General features: G+C 59.2%; 21 protein-coding genes. 13 read left to right on the plus strand and 8 right to left on the minus strand.

Annotated elements, in window-relative coordinates:
- Nucleotides 1-25 precede the first annotated feature (25 nt).
- From RS75_RS01985 to RS75_RS01995, 3 genes are all read left to right on the plus strand, one after another.
- Nucleotides 26-415: a type II toxin-antitoxin system HicB family antitoxin gene (locus RS75_RS01985; protein ID WP_045017296.1), complete on the plus strand. Its 390-nt coding sequence runs from the start codon at nucleotides 26-28 to the stop codon at nucleotides 413-415.
- A 135-nt stretch (nucleotides 416-550) separates the two neighbouring features.
- A complete protein-coding gene (locus RS75_RS01990) occupies nucleotides 551-1,324 on the plus strand; it encodes a ribonuclease T2 family protein (protein ID WP_045016841.1) in 774 nt (257 codons plus the stop codon).
- A gap of 32 nt (nucleotides 1,325-1,356) precedes the next feature.
- Complete coding sequence (locus RS75_RS01995; protein ID WP_045016843.1) at nucleotides 1,357-1,953, plus strand: glutathione S-transferase; 597 nt, start codon at nucleotides 1,357-1,359, stop codon at nucleotides 1,951-1,953.
- 116 nt (nucleotides 1,954-2,069) lie between these two features.
- Here the strand turns inward: RS75_RS01995 and RS75_RS02000 are convergent, their stop codons facing one another.
- On the minus strand, nucleotides 2,070-2,726 hold the full coding sequence (locus RS75_RS02000; RefSeq protein ID WP_045016845.1) for an outer membrane protein: 657 nt from the start codon (nucleotides 2,724-2,726) through the stop codon (nucleotides 2,070-2,072).
- 347 nt (nucleotides 2,727-3,073) lie between these two features.
- Here RS75_RS02000 and RS75_RS02005 point away from each other — a divergent pair, with 347 nt between their 5' ends.
- The 5 genes from RS75_RS02005 to RS75_RS02025 all read left to right on the plus strand — a co-directional run bounded on the left by RS75_RS02005 (nucleotide 3,074) and on the right by RS75_RS02025 (nucleotide 7,324).
- Nucleotides 3,074-3,862, plus strand: a complete 789-nt coding sequence (locus RS75_RS02005) for an SDR family oxidoreductase (protein ID WP_045016847.1) — start codon at nucleotides 3,074-3,076, stop codon at nucleotides 3,860-3,862.
- Nucleotides 3,859-5,910: an excinuclease ABC subunit UvrC gene (uvrC, locus tag RS75_RS02010; protein ID WP_045016848.1), complete on the plus strand. Its 2,052-nt coding sequence runs from the start codon at nucleotides 3,859-3,861 to the stop codon at nucleotides 5,908-5,910. Before RS75_RS02005 ends, uvrC begins: the two co-directional genes overlap by 4 nt.
- Before the next feature lie 100 nt (nucleotides 5,911-6,010).
- Nucleotides 6,011-6,598, plus strand: a complete 588-nt coding sequence (pgsA, locus tag RS75_RS02015; protein ID WP_045016850.1) for a CDP-diacylglycerol--glycerol-3-phosphate 3-phosphatidyltransferase — start codon at nucleotides 6,011-6,013, stop codon at nucleotides 6,596-6,598.
- Nucleotides 6,598-6,852: a molybdopterin converting factor subunit 1 gene (gene moaD, locus RS75_RS02020; RefSeq protein WP_045016852.1), complete on the plus strand. Its 255-nt coding sequence runs from the start codon at nucleotides 6,598-6,600 to the stop codon at nucleotides 6,850-6,852. Before pgsA ends, moaD begins: the two co-directional genes overlap by 1 nt.
- Before the next feature lie 4 nt (nucleotides 6,853-6,856).
- Nucleotides 6,857-7,324: a molybdenum cofactor biosynthesis protein MoaE gene (locus RS75_RS02025; RefSeq protein ID WP_045016854.1), complete on the plus strand. Its 468-nt coding sequence runs from the start codon at nucleotides 6,857-6,859 to the stop codon at nucleotides 7,322-7,324.
- A gap of 9 nt (nucleotides 7,325-7,333) precedes the next feature.
- Here RS75_RS02025 and RS75_RS02030 read toward each other — a convergent pair whose 3' ends face one another.
- Nucleotides 7,334-8,230: a branched-chain amino acid ABC transporter permease gene (locus RS75_RS02030; protein ID WP_045016857.1), complete on the minus strand. Its 897-nt coding sequence runs from the start codon at nucleotides 8,228-8,230 to the stop codon at nucleotides 7,334-7,336.
- Nucleotides 8,231-8,292: 62 nt separating this feature from the next.
- On the opposite strand from RS75_RS02030, the gene RS75_RS02035 reads away from it, so the two are divergent.
- The gene (locus RS75_RS02035; protein ID WP_045016859.1) at nucleotides 8,293-8,844 is read left to right on the plus strand and encodes a CGNR zinc finger domain-containing protein; all 552 of its coding nucleotides are present in this window, start codon (nucleotides 8,293-8,295) and stop codon (nucleotides 8,842-8,844) included.
- On the plus strand, nucleotides 8,841-9,353 hold the full coding sequence (locus tag RS75_RS02040; RefSeq protein ID WP_045016861.1) for a hypothetical protein: 513 nt from the start codon (nucleotides 8,841-8,843) through the stop codon (nucleotides 9,351-9,353). Before RS75_RS02035 ends, RS75_RS02040 begins: the two co-directional genes overlap by 4 nt.
- Before the next feature lie 97 nt (nucleotides 9,354-9,450).
- On the opposite strand, the gene ndk is transcribed toward RS75_RS02040, so the two are convergent.
- Both ndk and RS75_RS02050 read right to left on the minus strand, forming a co-directional pair.
- A complete protein-coding gene (gene ndk / locus RS75_RS02045; protein WP_003502118.1) occupies nucleotides 9,451-9,873 on the minus strand; it encodes a nucleoside-diphosphate kinase in 423 nt (140 codons plus the stop codon).
- 101 nt (nucleotides 9,874-9,974) lie between these two features.
- Complete coding sequence (locus tag RS75_RS02050; protein WP_045016863.1) at nucleotides 9,975-10,670, minus strand: glutathione S-transferase family protein; 696 nt, start codon at nucleotides 10,668-10,670, stop codon at nucleotides 9,975-9,977.
- A gap of 257 nt (nucleotides 10,671-10,927) precedes the next feature.
- Between RS75_RS02050 and RS75_RS02055 the strand changes: the two genes are divergently transcribed.
- Both RS75_RS02055 and RS75_RS02060 read left to right on the plus strand, forming a co-directional pair.
- Entirely contained in the window at nucleotides 10,928-11,974 is a 1,047-nt protein-coding gene (locus tag RS75_RS02055; RefSeq protein WP_045016865.1) for a GGDEF domain-containing protein, read from the plus strand.
- A 70-nt stretch (nucleotides 11,975-12,044) separates the two neighbouring features.
- A complete protein-coding gene (locus RS75_RS02060) occupies nucleotides 12,045-13,928 on the plus strand; it encodes an ABC-F family ATP-binding cassette domain-containing protein (protein ID WP_045017297.1) in 1,884 nt (627 codons plus the stop codon).
- Nucleotides 13,929-13,995: 67 nt separating this feature from the next.
- Here RS75_RS02060 and RS75_RS02065 read toward each other — a convergent pair whose 3' ends face one another.
- Complete coding sequence (locus RS75_RS02065) at nucleotides 13,996-15,933, minus strand: EAL domain-containing protein (protein WP_045016868.1); 1,938 nt, start codon at nucleotides 15,931-15,933, stop codon at nucleotides 13,996-13,998.
- Nucleotides 15,934-16,042: 109 nt separating this feature from the next.
- The gene (locus RS75_RS02070; protein ID WP_045016871.1) at nucleotides 16,043-17,254 is read right to left on the minus strand and encodes a GGDEF domain-containing protein; all 1,212 of its coding nucleotides are present in this window, start codon (nucleotides 17,252-17,254) and stop codon (nucleotides 16,043-16,045) included.
- Between the two features lie 310 nt (nucleotides 17,255-17,564).
- Between RS75_RS02070 and RS75_RS02075 the strand changes: the two genes are divergently transcribed.
- A complete protein-coding gene (locus RS75_RS02075) occupies nucleotides 17,565-18,491 on the plus strand; it encodes a Gfo/Idh/MocA family protein (protein ID WP_045016873.1) in 927 nt (308 codons plus the stop codon).
- A 115-nt stretch (nucleotides 18,492-18,606) separates the two neighbouring features.
- Here the strand turns inward: RS75_RS02075 and RS75_RS02080 are convergent, their stop codons facing one another.
- Together RS75_RS02080 and RS75_RS02085 are read right to left on the minus strand one after the other, a co-directional pair.
- A complete protein-coding gene (locus RS75_RS02080; RefSeq protein WP_045016875.1) occupies nucleotides 18,607-19,056 on the minus strand; it encodes a DNA polymerase III subunit chi in 450 nt (149 codons plus the stop codon).
- 26 nt (nucleotides 19,057-19,082) lie between these two features.
- The gene (locus tag RS75_RS02085) at nucleotides 19,083-20,576 is read right to left on the minus strand and encodes a leucyl aminopeptidase (RefSeq protein ID WP_045017298.1); all 1,494 of its coding nucleotides are present in this window, start codon (nucleotides 20,574-20,576) and stop codon (nucleotides 19,083-19,085) included.
- Nucleotides 20,577-20,723: the final 147 nt, after the last annotated feature.

The following is a 20,723-nucleotide window of genomic DNA, read 5'->3' on the forward strand; positions in this document are numbered from 1 at the left end:
GTTCAACGACATATGGAATCGCAAAATGACTGTCAGATATCCCGCACTTATAGACGGCGAGAAAGGCGCTTACGGCGTGGTCTTTCCGGATATGGACGGTGTCGTCGCCATGGGTGAAACCATAGACGAAGCAATTCTCAACGCCGAAGAAGCCTTAAGGGACTACGCGCTTGAGATGGAACGGGACAATGCGCCATTGGCGGAACCCAGCGCCCTCGAAGAGGTGCCCGTGCCTGCCGGCAGCATGTTGACGAGCGTGCCGCTCATTCGTCCCGCGGGAAAGCCCGTGCGTGCCAACATGATGCTTGACGCTGACGTTCTTGATTTTATCGACAGGGAATCTACCAGACGCAAAATGACGCGCACCAGTTACGTCAACTGGATGGCGCGGCGCATCGCACAGATGGGCGGCTGAATAGATTATAGATTATGGACAAGGTTGGGCGGGCTGCACGAAACAACGTTTGCCCCGTTCACAAGTTGATGTAAGACCGTGTCGTCGCCTGCCGGCGAATATGAGGTCGTCCATTCTCCGGAGAACGTGCACGGAATGAAGCGTTATGCCGGTTTCATCGCCTTGGGTCTTCTGTCGCTTGCGGCTCTGTGGTTTGCGCAGGAAAATCCGGCTCCGACCGGTTCCGCCACCGACCGGCCGACGCAATCCCAACAGCAACCCGCCGGCAATTCCCGGGCGGACAATTCGCAGCCAGGCACTCCCCGGCGCGACGCGCGCAAAGATCCGGTGTCGCGTGGCACGGGGTTCGATTTTTATGTGTTCTCGCTGTCTTGGTCGCCGGCGTTTTGCGCCAGTTCCGAAGGCTCCGGCAATCGCCAGCAATGCGGCAGCGACCGGCGTTACGGTTTCGTCGTGCACGGGCTTTGGCCGCAAAACGAAAACGGCTATCCCGAATTCTGCACGAGCGGCGAACCGGACCGCGTGCCCGACGCGATCGGCCGCGCGATGTTCGACATCATGCCTTCCATGGGCCTGATCGGCCATCAGTGGCGCAAACACGGCTCCTGCTCAGGCCTTTCGCAGAAGGATTATTTCTCGGCGACGCGGGCCGCCTTCGAAGCGGTTAAACTGCCGGAGAAGATTGCCTCGGGCGCGCAAGGTGTGCCCCTGTCTGCCGACGCCATCGAAACCGCCTTCACCGACGCCAATCCCGGCATGTCGAAACGCGGGATCTCGATCAGCTGCGACGGAAAACGTCTCGAGGAGGTTCGCATCTGCCTCAACAAGGACATGACATTCCGCGACTGCCCCGAGCTTGATCGCAAGGGCTGCCGCGCCAGCGCTACCGAAATCGTTCCCATTCGCTAACCCCACACGCCAACACACGTCAGGACCCGACAATGGAACTGCTTTATTCCGTCACCTCCCCCTACTCCGCCAAGGTGCGCATGGCTGCCCGCCATCTCGGCATCGACATTACCAATGTGGTCGTCGACACCAATGCCGAACCCGCAACGCTGATCGACAACAACCCGCTCGGCAAAATTCCGGTCCTGCTGTTGGACGATGGCAGCTCTGTCTATGACAGCGTGGCGATCATGCACTATCTCGACCGCCTTTCGGGCGGCAAGCTCTACCCGAAAAAGAACGGCAAGCGCACGGAAGTGGAAATTCTGGAGGCGCTGTGCGACGGCATCATGGATTGCCTGCTGGCCATCGTCTACGAGCGTCGTTCCCGCCCGGAAGACAAGGTCCACCAGCCGTGGATCGACAAGCAGTGGAAAAAGGCAGTGAAGGGCCTCGATCATCTGAACGCCAACCTGCCGAAAACCGGCAAGAAGCTGCATGGCGGCCATTTCGCCCTTGCCGCCCTGATCGGTTATCTCGATCTGCGTTTTGCGGGCGAATGGGCAGAGGGCCACGAGGCGCTGACAGGGTGGCCGGAGACATTCGGCAAACGTTTCGAAGCCTATACGGAAATGAAGGCCGCTGCCTGACGCGAATGCGAGACCGATGCCCGGCCTGATCGCCGGGCATTTATTCTGGTCTCATACCGCAAAAACAAAAAAAGCCGGGGCGCTAACCCCGGCTTTTCTTTTACTGACCCAAAGGATCAGAACTTTACGCCGATACCGGCCTTGACGGAATGATCGTCGAAACCACGCGAGAACGCGCCGGAGTCGAGACCGTAGTCCTTCTTCTGGTAGTCGCTGTAGCGATATTCCAGACGGGCGGTGATGTTGTCGGTTACCATGGCTTCAACGCCGGCACCGACGGTGTAGCCGAGGGCGGTGGCGCTGTCCTTGGAGGTCGCGTCACTTACCTTGTTGTCGGAGACAGCAAGACCAGCCGTACCGTAGAGCAGGAACGGGTTCATGTCGTAACCGACGCGGCCACGCAGAGAGCCGTTGACGCCCTGCTTGCCTTCGATGGCGTTGCCGGCAACCGTACCGGCGGAACCGCGCTCACGACCAAGGTTGACGTCGGCTTCGGCACCGTAAACGATCTGGCCGTTCTGCCAGTTGTAACCGCCGTAGAGACCGCCGCCAGCGCCCTTGGCGTCACGACCGTCGTTGCTGGAGCTGAAACGGCCCCAGTCATAGTTGACCGTACCACCGAGGTAAGCGCCGGACCAATCCTTGACCGGTGCGGGCTGGTCGTAGGACACCGGTGCCTGCGGCACTTCGTTTACGGCGTCAGCGGCGTGAGCAGCCGAAAAGCCGGCGGCTGCCATGGTCGAAGCCATAATGGTTGCTACGAAAATACGCATGTTATTCTCCTTTCAGGACCGCGCCGTACTCAAAACATTGTTTTTAGACGCGGTAAATTCGTCGGGTTAATCGCCCCTCTGGAAACTGAATTTGATGGGAGAATGCGGAGATCAAAGAGCCAAAATGTGAATTGTTTGGGGCAGAGACGTGACTAGAATTAGACGTTGCCTAATTGCCACAAGGGTTTTATTAACCCTACCGGAAACTTAATTTCCAATAGATCGAATTTAAACTTAGTTATATTCAAATTAAATCGAAATTACATTGTGAGTAAAAACCAACGCAATTCTTTTACCGCCAACGGACAGCTTGCGATTTGCGATTATATCCAGCAAATAGGGCGTGTATGAGCAAATGCAGGTCCGCTGTGAAAGAAAATATACCGAAGACAGTCTTGATAACGGGTGCCGCCCGCCGGCTTGGACGGGCGATCGCTACGGATTTGGCCTCCCATGGCTTTGCGATCGCCGTCCACGCCAATGCCTCGATGGCGCAAGCCGAGGAATTCGCTAATGAAATAAGGCAAAAAGGCGGCAAAGCCGTTGCCGTTCAGGCGGATCTGACACAATCGTCGCCGACGATGGCGCTTGTCGAACAGGCATCTTCGGCACTCGGCCCCATCGGTGTCGTCGTCAACAATGCGTCCGTTTTTCTGGATGATTCGGCCGATTCGCCCGATCCGGCGGTGTTCGATGCGCATTTTTCCGTGCATGTGCGGGCCCCTTCCCTCATTGCGGCCGCTTTCGTCCAGCAATTGCCTCGGGATAAATCCGGGCTGATCGTCAACATCATCGATCAGCGCGTGCTTGCGCTCACGCCGCGGTTTTATTCCTACACGCTTTCAAAAGCCGCGCTCTGGACGGCCACGCGGACGATGGCGCAGAGTTTTGCGCCGCGCGTTCGCGTCAACGCCATCGGGCCCGGCCCTTCCTTCAAAAGCGAAAGACAGACGCCCGAGGACTTTCAGGCGCAGATCGACGGCCTTATATTAAAGCGTGGTCCTGCCCCGGACGAGTTCGGGCGGACGATTCGCTTTCTTTTCGACACGCCGTCGATCACCGGACAAATGATCGCGCTCGATGGCGGCCAGCATCTTGGCTGGGAAACCCCTGACGTGGCGGAGATACCTGAATGAACGGAAAGAAGCTGCCTGACGGCGGTATTCTCTTCGATGAAACCGATGACGAGGACGACGATGCAAGCCTTGCCGTAACGGATGCGGTCGAGGCCCCGCGCGACGTTGTCGGCATGGACTGGAATGCTGGCTGGAAAAACGAATCCGGCCTGAAGGGCATGGATCTGATCGGCGAATTCGTCAAACACCTGCCGAACTCGCCAGGTGTCTACCGCATGTTCAACGAGGCGAACGACGTTCTCTACGTCGGCAAGGCGCGCTCGCTGAAGAAGCGTGTCGGCAATTATGCGCAGGGCCGCGTGCATTCCAACCGCATCGCCCAGATGGTGCGGCTGACCGCCCATATGGAATTCGTCACCACCCGCACGGAGACCGAGGCGCTTCTCCTGGAAGCTAACCTCATCAAGCGCTTGCGACCGCGCTTTAATGTGCTTTTGCGTGACGACAAATCGTTTCCGTATATTTTCATCACCGCCGACAATCGTGCGCCGGCGATTTTCAAACATCGTGGTGCGCGGGCGCGCAAGGGTGATTATTTCGGACCGTTCGCCTCCGCCGGGGCCGTGGGGCGCACGATCAATTCGCTGCAGCGCGCGTTTTTGATCCGCACCTGCACCGACAGCGTTTTCGAAACCCGCACACGTCCCTGTCTTCTCTACCAGATCAAGCGCTGTTCCGGCCCCTGCACGCATGAGGTCAGCGATCAGGGGTATGCGGAACTCGTCAAGGAAGCCAAGGATTTCCTGTCCGGCAAAAGCCAGAGCGTCAAGACCGCAATCGCGCGGCAGATGAACGAGGCAGCCGAGGATCTCGATTTCGAACGCGCTGCGGTCTATCGCGACCGGCTGGCGGCGCTGTCGCACGTCCAGAGCCATCAGGGCATCAACCCCGCCGGCATCGAGGAAGCGGATGTCTTCGCCATTCATCACGAGGGCGGCATATCCTGCATTCAGGTATTCTTTTTCCGCACCGGCCAGAACTGGGGCAACCGCGCCTATTTCCCGAAGGCTGACCCGTCGCTGCCCGGCTCGGAAATCCTCAACGCGTTCCTTGCACAGTTTTACGACGACAAGCCGGTTCCAAAGCAAATCCTGCTTTCCGAAACGGTGGAAGAAGAGGAACTGCTGGCCGCCGCCCTTGGCGAAAAAACCGGGCACAAGGTCACGATCAGCGTGCCGCAGCGCGGCGAGAAGAAGGATATTACCGACCATGTTCTTGCCAATGCGCGCGAGGCGCATGGACGCAAGCTGGCGGAAACATCCTCACAGGCGCGGTTGCTGAAGGGTTTTGCGGAGACCTTTGGCCTTCCCTTTGTGCCGCGAAGGATCGAGATCTACGACAACTCGCATATCATGGGCACCAATGCCGTGGGCGGCATGGTGGTGGCGGGGCCGGAAGGCTTCGTCAAAAACCAGTACCGCAAGTTCAACATCAAATCGACCGACATCACCCCGGGTGACGACTTCGGCATGATGCGTGAGGTGATGACCCGCCGCTTCTCGCGCCTGTTGAAAGAAGAGGGCAAGCCCGACCGCGGGCAGACGCTGACGCCGACGCCGGAGGAAGCCGCCGACATGCCTTTCCCCGCCTGGCCGGACGTGATCCTGATCGACGGCGGACAGGGCCAGATGACGGCTGTGCGCGCCATTCTGGACGAACTCGACATTCGCGACAGCGTAATCGCCATCGGTGTCGCCAAGGGTGTGGACCGCGAGGCGGGCCGCGAGCGTTTCTTCGCGGATGGCCGCAGCGATTTTTCCCTGCCGCCGCGCGATCCCGTGCTGTATTTCATACAGCGCATGCGCGACGAGGCGCACCGTTTTGCCATCGGCTCACACCGGGCGCGGCGCAAGAAGGAAATGGTGCGCAATCCGCTGGATGAAATCTCGGGGATCGGTCCCGGACGCAAGCGCTCCCTGCTGCAGCATTTCGGCACGGCGAAGGCGGTTTCCCGCGCCGGTCTCAACGATCTGATGGCGGTCACCGGCATTTCCGAGGCGGTGGCGCGGCAAATCTACAATCACTTCCACGAGAGTGGTGGCGATTGACGCCGCGCTGTCGTGACGAACTGCTAAAAAAACATAATCACGTGTTGACGCTACCCCTCAGGGACGGCATCAAGGTTTATCTTCGATTGACAGGTTTCCCATGGCTTCGCGCGCATACAGCATCCCCAATCTCCTCACCTATGCCCGCATTCTGGCGGTTCCGATCATCGTTCTGTGTTTTTACGTCGAGGGGAAGCTGGAAAGCTCGGATTTCGCACGCTGGACGGCGCTCTGGCTGTTCATCGTCGCGTCGCTGACCGATTTTCTCGACGGCTATCTGGCCCGCATCTGGAACCAGACCTCCAATATCGGCCGCATGCTGGACCCGATCGCCGACAAGCTGCTGGTCGCCTCTGTGCTGCTGCTGATGGCGGCTGACGGTACGATTGCCGGCTGGTCGCTCTGGGCCGCCATCACCATTCTCTGCCGCGAAATTCTGGTCTCGGGCCTGCGTGAATATCTGGCGGCGCTGAAGGTCAGCGTTCCCGTCACCCGCATCGCCAAATGGAAGACCACCATCCAGATGGTCGCCATCGCCTTTCTTCTCGCGGGCCCTGCGGGCGACAAGGTTCTGCCCTACACGACCGAGATGGGAATTACGCTTCTCTGGCTCGCCGCAGCGCTGACGATGTATACCGGTTACGATTACTTCAAGGCGGGTCTCAAGCACATCGTGGACGAAGAATGATGGCACGGATCGTTTATTTCGCCTGGGTTCGCGAAAAGATCGGCACGGCCGAGGAGGAGCTGGACATTCCCTCCTCCGTTACCACCGCCGGTGGGCTGATCGCCTATCTTTCGACCCGTGGCGAAAACTACGAAGCCGCCTTCGAATTTCCGGATGTGATCCGCGTTGCCGTCAATCAGGAACATGTCGAGCATGACGAAAGCATCGTTGGCGCGCGCGAGATCGGCATCTTCCCGCCGATGACGGGGGGATGAGCGGATGCAGTCAGCCGTCAAGCCGACAATCCGGGTGCAGCCACAGGATTTCGACGCTGCGGAAGAAACCCGCCGGCTGACGGAAGGCGACAAGAGCATAGGCGCGGTGGTGGCCTTCACCGGCCTTTGCCGCGACGATGGCGGCACGCTCGCGGCGCTGGAACTCGAACATTATCCCGGCATGGCGGAGGCGGAAATAATCCGTATCGCCGAACTCGCCATCGAACGTTTCGGCCTTCTCGGCCTCACCGCCATCCACCGCCACGGCAAGATCGCCACCGGCGAGAACATCGTCCTCGTCATCGCCGCCGCACGCCACCGGCAGGCCGCCTTCGACGGCGCAAATTTCGTGATGGACTATCTCAAGACGTCCGCCCCATTCTGGAAGAAGGAACACGGCAAGGATGGGACAACGGGTGACTGGGTTGCGGCAAAGGCAACCGACGACACCGCCAGGGACAAGTGGCGGTGAAGCTTCGTATCAAGGCGGCTCCACCCTGCTGCGCATAACGATCAGCCAACCGACCAGCAGCGCCAGAACCGCCGCATCTCGCCAGACGACCGGGCCGTAGCCGACCCACAGGGTTTCGGCAAAACCGACGGCGGCGGCTCCCAGCGCACAGACGAGCGGGCTTGCATAACCGCCCGCCGCCGAAATCAGCACGACCTTCAGGCCGAACACCAGACCCGCTCCGAAATCCATGGTGCCGTAATAAAACGTGGCCAGCACGCCGGCGATGGCAGCGACGAGGCCTGCCGCGCAATAGGACACGAGGAACACCCTGCCCGCATTCACTCCGCAGAACGAGGCTGCAACCGGATCGTCCGAAACGGCCCTCCAGCGCCTGCCGAAACTGGAACGCTGCAAATAAAGTGCGCCTGCAACAACGAGCAGGCAAAAAGCTGTCGTGTTGAGCATCTGCATCGGCGTGAGCGTAACGGCGAAGTTGCCATCCGCCCAGAAACGCACCGGCTCGGACAAAAGCGGCGGCAGCCAGAGCTGGCGGGTTCCAGCAGTCAGGCGGGCGCTTTCGGTGAGCGCGATCAGCACGCCGATGGACGCGACGGTCACCGCATTCGGAGAAGCCTTCGCCAGCGGCCGCATCACCGCCCTGCCGACGAAGGCCGCCGCCCACAGCCCGCCGAACAGACCCATGCCTGCCCCAAGAGCAAGCGTTGCGGGCAAGACCAGCCACAGCCGGTTCCAGCCGAAATCGGCAAACAGCAGGCAGGTCTGCCCGGCGAATGCGAAAATCGCCCCATAGGTAACATCGGCTCGCTTCGTGACCGAAAAGGCGATCGCGTAGCCGAAGGCCAGAACCGCATAAAGCGAGGCGACCGGCACGGCATTCAGCAATTGTTGCAGGAAATAAGCCACGTGCCGTCCTCCCACAAATATTATAACTGTTAAAAATGGTTTTGACAGTTATAATATACGGCATGACATTTCGCTGGACAAAGCATCGTTTCGCCGGCGGCGCATTGGCGCTTGATGTCGCCAATAGCGTCATCCTGCGCTCGGACGCCACAAAATCACTCGACCGTTTTGCTGAACCCGAGCAGATTGTCGCATTCGCGGAGGCGTCGACACGGCTAGGTGCGGAGCGCGACCGGTTTCCCGCCCTCACCGCGCCGGAAGCCGGAGAGCGGCCGGTTCTTCTTGAACTCCGTGAGGCTATCGACGGTTATTTCCGTTCTTCGATCGCCAGTGGCGGCAATGATGACGGCGGGCTGGCGGAGCTTCTCTTCGCCTGCGGCACGGCGCTGCGGTCGTTTCCGCTCTCTGAAAGCCTCGGCAATGCGACCGCCCATTCCGCCCTGTCGCTGCTGGCGGCAGACACACGGGAACGGCTGCGGATTTGCGGCAATTGCGGCTGGCTATTCATCGACCGCAGCAAGAACCGGAGCCGGATCTGGTGCGACATGACGGTGTGCGGCAACCGGCGGAAAGCCAGCCGGCACTATCACCGGCAGAAGGAGGCGCGGACATGAACAGAATTGCCCTTCCATTGCTGGCGATCACGGCGATGCTCGGCCTTTCCGCTTGCCAGCGTGACGAACCACGCGAGGTCGCGAAGATTTCGGGCCGCATGTTCGTCTTCAACTACCGCGTGGCAATCGCCACCTATCTCGTGACCTTGCAGCGCGTCGCTCCCATCCGCGATGGCAGTACGGTGGAGGCGACATTCGAAAATCCCCGCGGCGGCGCTGAGTTGACGACCCGGGAGAAGATTTTTCCGACAGACGAGAAGATCACCGTTCAAAGCCCGCCGGTAGAGTGCATCAAGCAGGACCGGCCCTACAGGGTCGTCATCCGCATCAAAGGGCCGGAGGGCGATCTTCTGCAAACGATAGAGACCACGATCCGCTCCGATACGGACCAGTCGCTTCTTCCCGCCAAACCGCTGACGGTCGGGCCGCTGTACACGCCCAATCCGGAGGTGTTCAAACCGGATGGCACGGTGGACATGCGGCCCATTCAGGATTGCCCCGCATCCTGAACAAAAAAACGGAGCCTTTCGGCTCCGTTTCATCGAGTCTTTTCAGCGGCTTCACGCAATCGCCTGAGAGGGCGATTCAAGCCGTTGATATTTTGAATCAGCCGACGATTTCGGTTTCGGCGAACCAGTAGGCGATTTCCTGTGCGGCGGTTTCCGGAGCGTCGGAACCGTGAACGGAGTTTTCGCCGATGGAAAGCGCGAAGGACTTGCGGATGGTGCCTTCAGCAGCCTGGGCCGGGTTGGTCGCGCCCATGATTTCGCGGTTCTTGAGGATGGCGTTTTCGCCTTCCAGGACCTGTACGATGGTCGGGCCGGAGGTCATGCCTTCAACGAGTTCACCGAAGAAGGGGCGCTCTTTGTGAACGGCGTAGAAGCCTTCAGCTTCGCGCTTGCTCATCCAGACGCGCTTGGAGGCGACGATGCGCAGGCCGTTATCTTCAAATACCTTGGTGATCGCGCCAGTCAGGTTACGCTTGGTTGCGTCCGGCTTGATCATCGAAAATGTGCGTTCAATCGCCATGTGTCCGTTTCCTTTTTATAGAGAAAGTGGGCGGTCTTTACCCGCCCAAAGTCCCGAAAACAAGGGGGATCAACCACATTGCGACAATGGCGGCAGACATTTCACGCCGCTGTCACACTGCGGCCTCTCGCATCGTGAAGATCGAGGCAACCCTCGAACCAGTCCCGAACCGGATCGTTTTCAGAAAACAGATCCGCCCCGGTGGTGATCCTCGCCCATTGCAGCGCGCCGAAAACGATGTAGTCCGCAAATAGCGGCGATGTGCCGCCGATGAAGGGCTGGAAGCTCAGCATGCGGCGGATCGGCGCCAGCAGCGCCGGAAAGGCTGCAATTTCCGCCTCGCGGTTGGCCACCACATCCTCCAGCGGCCGTCCAAGCATCCTTGTCCTGCTGTCGCGGAAATAATGTCGATCCGGTTCGTCCAGCATGTTGTGGATATCGAGCACGGCGATACGGACAATGGCCGGATGAAGCACCGTCTGCGACCAGCTTTCGACGAAACGGGCCATCGCCTTGCCGCCCTCCCCGTTAAACAGCGACGGCCGCTCCGGGTAAGCCTCGTCGAGATAAAGCGCGATTTCGAAACTGTCGCTCACCAGCCGGTCACCGTCACGAAGGACCGGCACGGTTTTCGAAAATCCGTTCTCGACCGTGGGAACCGCCGTGAAGGGCAAGGGGCGCTCCTCGAAATCCAGCCCCTTATGCGCCAGCGAAAGCACGGTTTTCCAGCAATGGGGAGAAAACGGCCGGGAAATATCACTTCCGCATAGGGAATATAAGGTTCTGGAGGTCGTCATGGATGCACCTTCTTCTGCAGGATCGACTAAGCGATATAAAAACGGTCATCGTCTGAAATCAAATCATGAATTGTCATACTATCGATCAAAAAAGCTTCGGACGCACAGACCTCCCCGACAAGGGAAATTTACGCCTTATGCTGACGAAAATTTCCGCAGATTCAGTCTATTTTAAACCGTTGCTTGTAAGAACAACAACATTCAACAATCGGTTATTGCCGGTGCATCAGAGCAATCTATCGGTATTGGGGCTGTAAGTGACGACATCAGCGGGCGATAAGAAGCGCGAATATGCAAGAAACGGTCTCGTCTTTACCAAAATCGCGCAATTCATCGACAAGATGAATATTGCGCCTCTGCCGCGCAACTACGAACTGATCTATGAAATATTGTCGGGACATAACCCGGCGATGGGGCGTGATATTCTCGCCCTTGGCAACGCGCCGCAACAGCACGAAATCGATCTTGTCGGCCAGCGACACAATCTGCCCGGTTTCTCCCGAATCGAGGCGGAACAGATGGCGAGCGAGGCCTTCGAAACGCTCAAGCAGATTTCCGCGCGGCTGGAAGCCGGTCTTGAGCGCACCGAAACATTCATCACCAGCCTTTCCGAGGAAAATCACCGTGAGCAGCGGGCACCGGAGCGGCTTGCGCAATTGATGGGCGACATTCACGAGGAACAGACCAGCCTCAGGCATTTCATCTCCATGGGACTGATGAAAATCCGCGAGGTTGAGAAACGCCGGGCCGAACTTCAGGCAAGCTCCCTGCGTGATGCCCTGACGACGCTTCCCAACAGGGCAGCTTTCCTCGAGAAACTCGGCGACCTATTTTCAGGAGATCAGGCGGCGTCCGCCACGTCTCTCGTATTGCTCAATATCGACCATTTTCGCGAGATCAACGGCAAATACGGCCCCACCGCCGGCAACAAGGCGCTGCGGCGGCTGGCAGCACTCTTCCGCAAGACGATCAAGAAGGACGATTTCCTTGCCCGCATCGGTGGCAATGAATTCGCCTTTCTGTTTGCCGGCGTGCCGCAAAACACCGCAGAAGCGATTGCCGAACGGTTGCGGCAAAACGTGGAGGCGCTGCGCTTCGTCACCAGTGAAGGCGACGGCGAGCATCTGACGGTTTCAATCGGCGTCGCGGCGGTGGACGGCACCGCCACATCCGCAGAGTTTTTCGGCCATGCCGAACTCGCTTTGCTATCGGCCCGCTGCGGCACGCGCAATTGCGTCATCGGCTACTCCCGAGACCTCGCGCAGCATAACCGCAGCAGCTATCTGGCACAGCTCGGCTGTTGAAGCTGCATATCTGCTGCGGTGTGGCGCGGGCGCTCTTGCCTTGGCCACGCAGTTCGGCCAAAACGGCGCCATGATTACGATTACCGATCTTTCCGCCCGCATCGCCGGGCGCCTGCTTCTTGACCATGCCAGCGTAACGCTTCCGGCTGGCGTGAAGGTGGGCCTCGTCGGCCGCAACGGCGCCGGCAAATCCACCCTGTTCCGGGTCATCACCGGCGATTTTTCGGCGGAAAGCGGTTCGGTAACGATCCCGAAACTGGCGCGCATCGGCCAGGTGGCGCAGGAAGCGCCGGGAACGGAAGAATCGCTGATTTCCATCGTGCTTTCCGCCGACAAGGAACGCAGCGCGCTTCTCTCCGAGGCGGAAACCGCAACCGATCCGCACCGGATCGCCGAAATCCAGGTGCGGCTCGTCGATATCGACGCGCATTCGGCGGAAGCCCGCGCCTCGAGCATTCTTGCCGGTCTCGGCTTCGATCACGAGGCGCAGCTTCGCCCCGCCTCCTCCTTCTCCGGCGGCTGGCGCATGCGCGTGGCGCTTGCCTCCGTGCTGTTTGCCGAACCCGATCTCCTGCTGCTCGACGAGCCGACCAACTATCTCGACCTCGAAGGCACGCTCTGGCTGGAAGATTACATCCGCCGTTATCCGCATACCGTGATCATCATCAGCCACGACCGCGATCTCCTGAACAATGCCGTCAATTCCATCGTGCATCTCGACCAGAAGAAGCTGACCTTCTATCGCGGCGGTTACGACCAGTTCGAGCGGCAGAAGGCCGAGGCCGACGAATTGCAGATGAAGGCGAAGGTCAAGAACGACGCCGCGCGCAAGCACCTGCAAAGCTTCATCGACCGTTTTCGCGCCAAGGCCACCAAGGCGCGCCAGGCGCAAAGCCGTATCAAGGCGCTGGAGCGCATGGGCACCGTCGCCGCCGTGATCGAGGATCACGTCCAGCCGATCACATTCCCCGAGCCGGAAAAGCAGCCCGCCTCGCCCATCGTCGCCATCAATGGCGGTGCCGTGGGCTACGAGCCGGGCAAATCCATCCTGAAGCAGCTCAATCTCAGGATCGACAATGACGACCGCATCGCTCTGCTCGGCTCCAACGGCAACGGCAAATCGACCTTCGCGAAATTCATCTCCGGCCGGCTTGCCCCGCAGGCGGGCGACCTTCGCATTGCTCCCGGACTGAAGATCGGCTTCTTCGCGCAGCACCAGCTCGAAGATCTCGTGCCGGACCAAACGCCAGTCGAACATGTGCGCAAGCTGATGCCGCTGGCGTCGGAAGCACAGGTGCGGGCGCGGGTGGCGCAGATGGGCCTTGCAACGGAAAAGATGGCGACGGCGGCGAAGGATCTCTCCGGCGGCGAAAAGGCCCGGCTGCTGATGGGGCTTGCGGCCTTTCACGCGCCCAACCTGCTCATCCTCGACGAACCGACAAACCATCTCGACATCGACAGCCGCCGGGCGCTGATCGAGGCGCTGAACGACTATGACGGCGCCGTCATCCTCATCAGCCACGACCGGCACCTCATCGAGGCGACCGTGGACCGCCTGTGGCTGGTGGCCGACGGCACGGTGAAGACCTTCGAAGGCGACATGGAGGAATATCGCGACCTCGTCGTTTCTTCCGGCAAAAAGAAGGAAGAGAAGACGGAGGCCGCCGCCGACCAGACGTCGAAAGCCGACCAGCGCAAGGCCAATGCCGAAAAACGCGCCCAGCTTGCCCCGCTGAAGAAAAAGATCAATGAAATCGAATCCCTGACGACGAAGCTTGAGAAAATGATTCAGGCGCTCGACACCGAACTGGCGGATCCTGCCTTGTACGAAAAAGCACCCGCCAAGGCCGCGCTGAAAGTGAAAGAGCGCGGCGAGGCCGCCAGCAAACTTTCGGACGCGGAAGAGCAATGGCTGCTGCTTTCAAGCGAATATGAGGATGCGATGGCGCAGTGATGCGTGGCGATGGTGGTGCGGAAACCGGAACGATAGTCGGACGAACCTGAGTTTCCCCGTCGCTGTGCTAGGCGCACTCCCTGCGAGGCTGCAACCGCTCCAGCGGTACGGCGGGAGAATAAAGATATCCCTGGCCGAAGCGGATGCCCATCTGCATGAGGAGCCTGCTCTGCTCCTCCGTTTCTATGCCCTCGGTCACGAGCTTCGCGCCATAGCGCTCGGCACTTTCGAAGGCGAGCGCGATGGCGTCCCTGAACCGTGATTGTCCGAGCCGGGACGTCATCCAGTGATCGATCTTGACCTCCTCGAAGGGGAACCGCGCAAGCAGGGTAAGCGCCGCATAACCGGTGCCGAAATCGTCCAGCGCCAGCCGGACGCCCGCTTCGCTCAGCCTATCGAAATTGTGCTGCACGATGTCGGTCGCCGGTATCCTGCTCATCTCCGTCACCTCGATCGACAGGCGATGCGCCGGAACCGCCATCTCGTTCAAAAACGACACGACCCGGTCTCCGAAATGTGTAGTCGCAAGAGACGAGGCGGAAACATTCACCGCCAGATGAAAGTCCGGATCGAGACCCCGCAGACCGCTGAGGTCGCGGACCACGGCTTCGATCGTCGACCACTCGAACTCCACCAGCAGACGGTGCCGCTCGGCAATCTCCAGCACATAATAGGGCGATAGCGGCTGTCCGCGCGCATCGACCGCCCGCAAAAGAGCTTCCGCGCCGATCATGCGGCGATTGTGCATTTCGAATTTCGGCTGATAATATATTGGCGGGGTGCCGCATTTGATCCAGTTGACCAGCATCTGCCGCACACCCTCGTCCCGTGTCGCTTTCTCGGCGAAGGAAAAAGGGAAAATCTGCACCGGATTTTCGCTTCCTTTCAGCGCCAGGCTAAGGTGCCTGAGGAAAGAGGCCACGTTCTGCCGGGAGAGCATATCCAGATTAGCCGCACCGATTTTCAGATGCGGCGCCGGACCCGCTTCCGTGGACCGGCAAAACGCACTTAACCCGTCGTGGAGACGCATCATGAGCCTCGCACTTTCCGACCTCTCCAGCGCGACCCCCTCGATGACGACTGCAAGCGTCGTGTCGCCGAACATGAAGCTGCGCGGCATATTGGCCTTTGACAGCAGGCCGTTATCCTCGTCGCAGACCTCCTGCGCCAGCCTTGGCCAGAAGAGATCGCCCCAGTCTTCGCCCTCGCAGGCAGCGATGTCGGCAATATTGACGATTTCGATGAGAACCAGAGCATGCGGAACAGCCGGCTCCCGCCGCGTCGCCGTTTCGATATGATCCTTGAGGGCGCGCCTGTTGGGCAGGCCCGTCAGCGAATCCGTCAGCGCCGCAGCTTCGCGTTTCCTGACCTCTTCACGCGCCCGCGCCTCGCCGCGCAGTAAAAGAAACAGACAGACGATCATCGGCAGGCCGACGACCGCGCCGACAGTGCGGCGGCCGATGCCGCTTAAAAACAGCGTTTGGTCCACCATGCCCAAGCCGAACAACAAACAAATGGCAAGCAACGCTGCAAAAATCCTGACGGCGAAAACTCCGAAAATATCCCGAATTCCGAGTTGGGTGAGACTGCGCCTGCGCATCCAGCCATACATGACAATCCCGAAAACCGAGATGACGCTCATATCCAGAAAGGCGGCCCAAAACAGGGTGACGCCACCGAAGAGAAGGCGACCGGCGGAGATAAGCGCCAGGCTGATCAACCCGCCCTGCCAGGACCCCAATACGCCGGCCAGAAACAGCAGGTCCGAACGGATATAGGGTTTGGAGGGCAATTTGATGAATTCGGAAACCAGCAGCGTCAAGAGAAAGCCGGTCGCTCCAAAGACGATGCCGTAATAGATTTTATAACGCGGATCATCGAGCGCTATGTTTCGCCGCAGAAGGATCAGCACGGATACCATGCCGACGACGGCGGCTGCCTGGAGCAACAGAAATGGAAGCTCGGCGGCCGACGCGGCCGCTTGGGCGGCGATCAATTCCATCATCTGCAGAACCCCCGGTCATTATTTTTCAGGCACCGGAGTTCCGGTGCCTGGTCTTTACAAATCCTGCTTTGACGCAGGACGAAACACATCGCCAACCGTTCCGGCCGGCCTATATTGCAGACGCGGCTTCGACGCCGACGATATCCGTTGGAGCAGCGAGCGCTCCCGGATGCCCGGAGGCAAGCACCAGCCGGTCGCGCCCCTGACGCTTCGCTTCGTAAAGCGCCACGTCGGCCTGGTTCAACATCTCGTATATTATTTCCCTGCCGTCGGTGGAAACCGCCACGCCCAGACTGACTGTGGCAATCGTCCGCCCGTCAGGGCGGTTCGGGTGGGCTATGGCCTCCTCGGACACAGCCAGTCTCAGCCTCTCACCAACGGCAAGCGCTGCGGACACGCCGCAATTATCGAGCAAAACCACGAATTCCTCGCCGCCGTAGCGCGCGACGAAACTCCTGTCGTCATCCTTGCGCAGCGCGCCGCGCAGTTTGCCGGCGATCATGCGCAGGCAATCATCGCCAGCCACATGCCCTTCTGAATCATTGTAATTCTTGAAATAGTCGACATCGACAAGGATAAGCGCCCGCGGCCTGCCATTGCCGCCGGAAGCCTCGCGCGCCGCCTCGTCAAAGCTGCGGCGGTTGCGAATCCCGGTCAGCTGGTCGGTGTTCGAAAGCTGCTGAAGTTCCTGATTGGCGTTTTGAATCCGTTGCAGCAACATCTTCTCGCGCAGCGACGCCAGATAGTCCCGCCGTTCGACCTGCTCGATGCGATAGGCCGCAAACAGCGAAACGATGCTGACACCGACCGAGCACATGATCGCCGGCAGCTTGGCCACCTCGCTCGTAACCGTCACATATTGCATGCCGACGATGAAAACGCCCAGGCAACCGACCGTTCCCAAGACCGAGAGCAGAAACGATTTGCGATGCACCGTGTTCATATAAAGAATGACGGTGACGATGCCCATGTAATATTCGCTCGCCATCGAGGTCTGCGCTTTGGCGTAAACGAACATCAGCGACGCAACGACAAGCATGCAACCGAACGCGTGAACAACCTCATGCACGATCGCATCCGGACGCGCCTTCACCGCATAATAGCGCGCGGGAAAATAAAGAAACAAAAGCGGCGTGACGACGAACAACCGGACGACCACATCCAGCCAGAGTATCTCCGGCACCAGTTTCGTATCGACGAACAGGTATAGATTGTAGACGGCGACGCCGAAAATCAAACCGTATGTATTGAACTGATGATTGCTTTCGTTGATTTTCCGAACGAAGCCAGACGAACGATCATCCTTAAGTAAAACTACCATGCACTTGCTCTTCAAAATCGAAATCAAGCAAAACCTAAAGTTACATGCGAATATTCCTCCATAATAACTTAAAATTCTGCCATTAAAACCACTGATTTACGAAAAACAATGCTTTTAATTTCAGAAAATATTCGTAAAATTCAAACGTTACACAGTTCTGGAACAGGCGCACCACGTTCTATCAGGATGTAGCGCACCACGAAAAAAGAACGGGGCGGCAAGGACGATCGCCTTGCTCCTTCGAGCGATTCTGCTAAAAACTTGTAAAATCACACTTTATCCCACGCATCACTTAAACGGGTTCCACTCCATGTCAGCCACCAAGCTTGCCATCGTCGGCGTCGGCAAAATCGTTCGCGACCAGCACCTTCCCGCCATCGCAGGCAATCCGGATTTCGAATTGATCTGCACGGCCAGCCGCCACGGCACCGTGGATGGCGTCGCTTCCTACAGCACCATCGAGGCCATGCTGGAGGCGGTAAAGGATATCGACGCCGTGTCGCTTTGCATGCCGCCGCAATACCGTTACGAGGCTGCTTACGCGGCGCTGAATGCCGGCAAGCATGTTTTCCTTGAAAAGCCGCCGGGCGCGACGCTTTCGGAAGTTCAGGATCTCGTCCGCCTCGCGGATTCGAAGGGCCTTTCGCTGTTTGCCAGCTGGCACTCGCGTTATGCACCTGGCGTGGAAGCTGCAAAGGCGTTTCTGGCCTCGACAAAAATCGACAGCGTGCACGTCATCTGGAAAGAGGATGTGCGCCACTGGCACCCCAACCAGGCATGGATCTGGCAGGCGGGCGGTCTCGGTGTGTTCGATCCGGGCATCAACGCGCTGTCCATCATCACCCATATCCTGCCCCGCGCGTTGTTCCTGACCAAGGCGACGCTCGAGTTTCCGGAAAACCGCGACGCCCCGATCGCCGCCGAGCTGCATTTCTCCGACGTGACGAAAATGCCCGTGCACGCCGAATTCGACTGGCGCCAGACCGGCAAGCAGAGCTGGGATATCGTTGCCGAAACGGCGGCCGGACAGATGGTGCTTTCGGAGGGTGGCGCGAAGCTGTCGATCAACGGCGAGCCGGCATTGTCGGAGCCGGAGCGGGAATATCCGGCGCTTTACGCGCGTTTCGCGGAAATCATCAAGGCCGGTCGCTCGGATGTCGATCTTGCGCCGCTGACCCATGTGGCCGACGCCTTCCTGCTCGGCCGCCACAAATTCGTGGATTCCTTCTACGACTGAGACACCGAAACGCTTTGCGGCGGAATTACATCAAAAAGGGCGCGGCTGACGAAACAGCCGCGCCCTTATTTGTTTGGGCCTTTGCCCACAGGCAATATCTGCTGGTTGGCCGCGATCAGGCCTTCTTCTGCCAGCGGCCTTCCGGCGATTGCTGCCAATAGGTCAGGGCATGACCTTCGGTCTTCAGCCTTTTCCAGTGATTTCGCGCCATTTCGAGCTGGTAGGCGTCATATCCGTCGAACATGAACACGATGCGCTCATAACCTTCCACCGCCGGTGGTTCCGCGCCATCGACCAGAAAGCGGACATTGGCCTCGTTGCCGTTCGCATCCGACGCGGTCAAAAGAATCGGTTGGCTCTGCGGCGCAGAGGAGGTGTCCGTAGCGTGCGGCAGAAAACTGTCGTCACGAAAGGTCCACAGATGCGCATCGAGGAAATCGCGCCGCTCCTCGTCCACCGTCTGGATCGCGACCTTCCAGCCGCGTTCCAGCGATTTTTCGAGCAAAGGCGGCAGCGCATCCTCCAGCTTCGATTCCGTCAGATGGTAGAACAGAATTTCAGTCATCCGCAGACTTTTAAGCTCCGGTCGCGTCAATCTTCGTAATGGGCGCGAACGAGTTCGTTCAGCAACCGCACACCGTAGCCCGATCCCCAGGACTGGTTGATCTCGGTCAGCGGCGATCCCATGGCAGTGCCGGCGATATCGAGGTGCGCCCACGGCGTCTCGCCCACGAAACGCTTGAGGAACTGCGCGGCGGTGACGGAGCCCGCCAGACGGCCGGAGCTGTTCTTCATGTCGGCAAACTTGGAATCGATGATCTTGTCGTAATCCTTGCCGAGCGGCATGCGCCACAGCTTTTCGGCCGTCACGTCACCCGCCTGCGAAAGACGCGCGGCCAGCTCGTCGTCATTGGAGAAAAGACCGGCCTGGAGATTGCCGAGCGCAACCGTGATCGCTCCCGTCAAAGTGGCGAGATTGACCATGAATTTCGGGCTGAAGCGTTCCTTGGTGTACCAGAGCGCATCGGCCAGAACCAGCCGGCCTTCGGCGTCGGTATTGATGATCTCGATGGTCTGGCCGGACATGGAGGTGACGATGTCACCCGGACGCTGGGCATTGCCATCAGGCATGTTCTCCACCAGACCGATGACGCCTATGACGTTGGCTTTCGCCTTGCGCGCAGCAAGCGTATGCATGAGGCCGGTCACGGCCGCAGCGCCGCCCATATCGCCCTTCATGTCCTCCATGCTGAGGCCGGGCTTCAGCGAAATGCCGCCGGTATCGAAAACGACGCCCTTGCCGACAAAGGCGATCGGCTCATCCTTCTTGGAGCCGCCATTCCACTGCATCACCGCAAGCCGGGGCGGACGCGCAGAACCCTGCGCCACGCCGAGAAGCGCATTCATGCCGAGCTTCTTCAACTCCTTCTCACCGAGAATTTCGACTTCGACACCCAGCTTCTTCAGCTCATCGGCCTTTTCGGCAAATTCAACGGGGCCGAGAACGTTCGGCGGCAGGTTGACGAGGTCGCGCGCCAGAATAACGCCGCCCGCCACAGCCTCGGACACGGCAAAGGCCTTTTCCGCTTCCTGATGGGCTGCCGTGACGATGACGACGTCGACTTTCTTCGGCGACTTTTCGTCGTCGGATTTCTTTTTGGTCTTGTAGGCATCGAAACTGTAGCCGCGCAGCAGAAGGCCAAGCGCGAAATCCGCAGCCGCCTGCGCACCGACCTCGACGCCCGGAGCATCGAGGTAGACGGCGACCTTGTCCGCCTTCCTGAAATTGGCGGCGGCGGTGCCGCCGGCGCGCAGCCAGTCATGAGCGTTGAGTTTCGCCGGCTTGCCGAGACCGATGACGAGCAGCCTGTCGGCGCTCGAACCCTGCGGCGCGATCACGTCGAGCGTTGCCATCGACTTTGCGGAAAAGCCCGAAATCTTTGCCGCCCTGGCAATCACGCCGTCCGGATCGGCCTCCGATTGACCGGCTGCGGCCTGCGCCTCACCCGAGGCTTGCAGCACAACGGCAAGGGCATTTTCAAGCGAGGCGGAATTGGCGAAAGAAATATCGAATTTGGCGGACATGTTTTCCTGCTCTTCGTGGACGACTTGCATGATGCGCACGATCATGGCCTTTTCGGCCCCCGGCGCAACCCTACATTTTTCAAAGTCTGCATTCTTTAAAGGGCCATATTCTTTAAAGGAAAGGTATTTTTGCGGAATGCTCAGCTG

It is taken from the genome of Rhizobium nepotum 39/7 (genome assembly GCF_000949865.1).
Lineage (GTDB): Bacteria > Pseudomonadota > Alphaproteobacteria > Rhizobiales > Rhizobiaceae > Agrobacterium > Agrobacterium nepotum.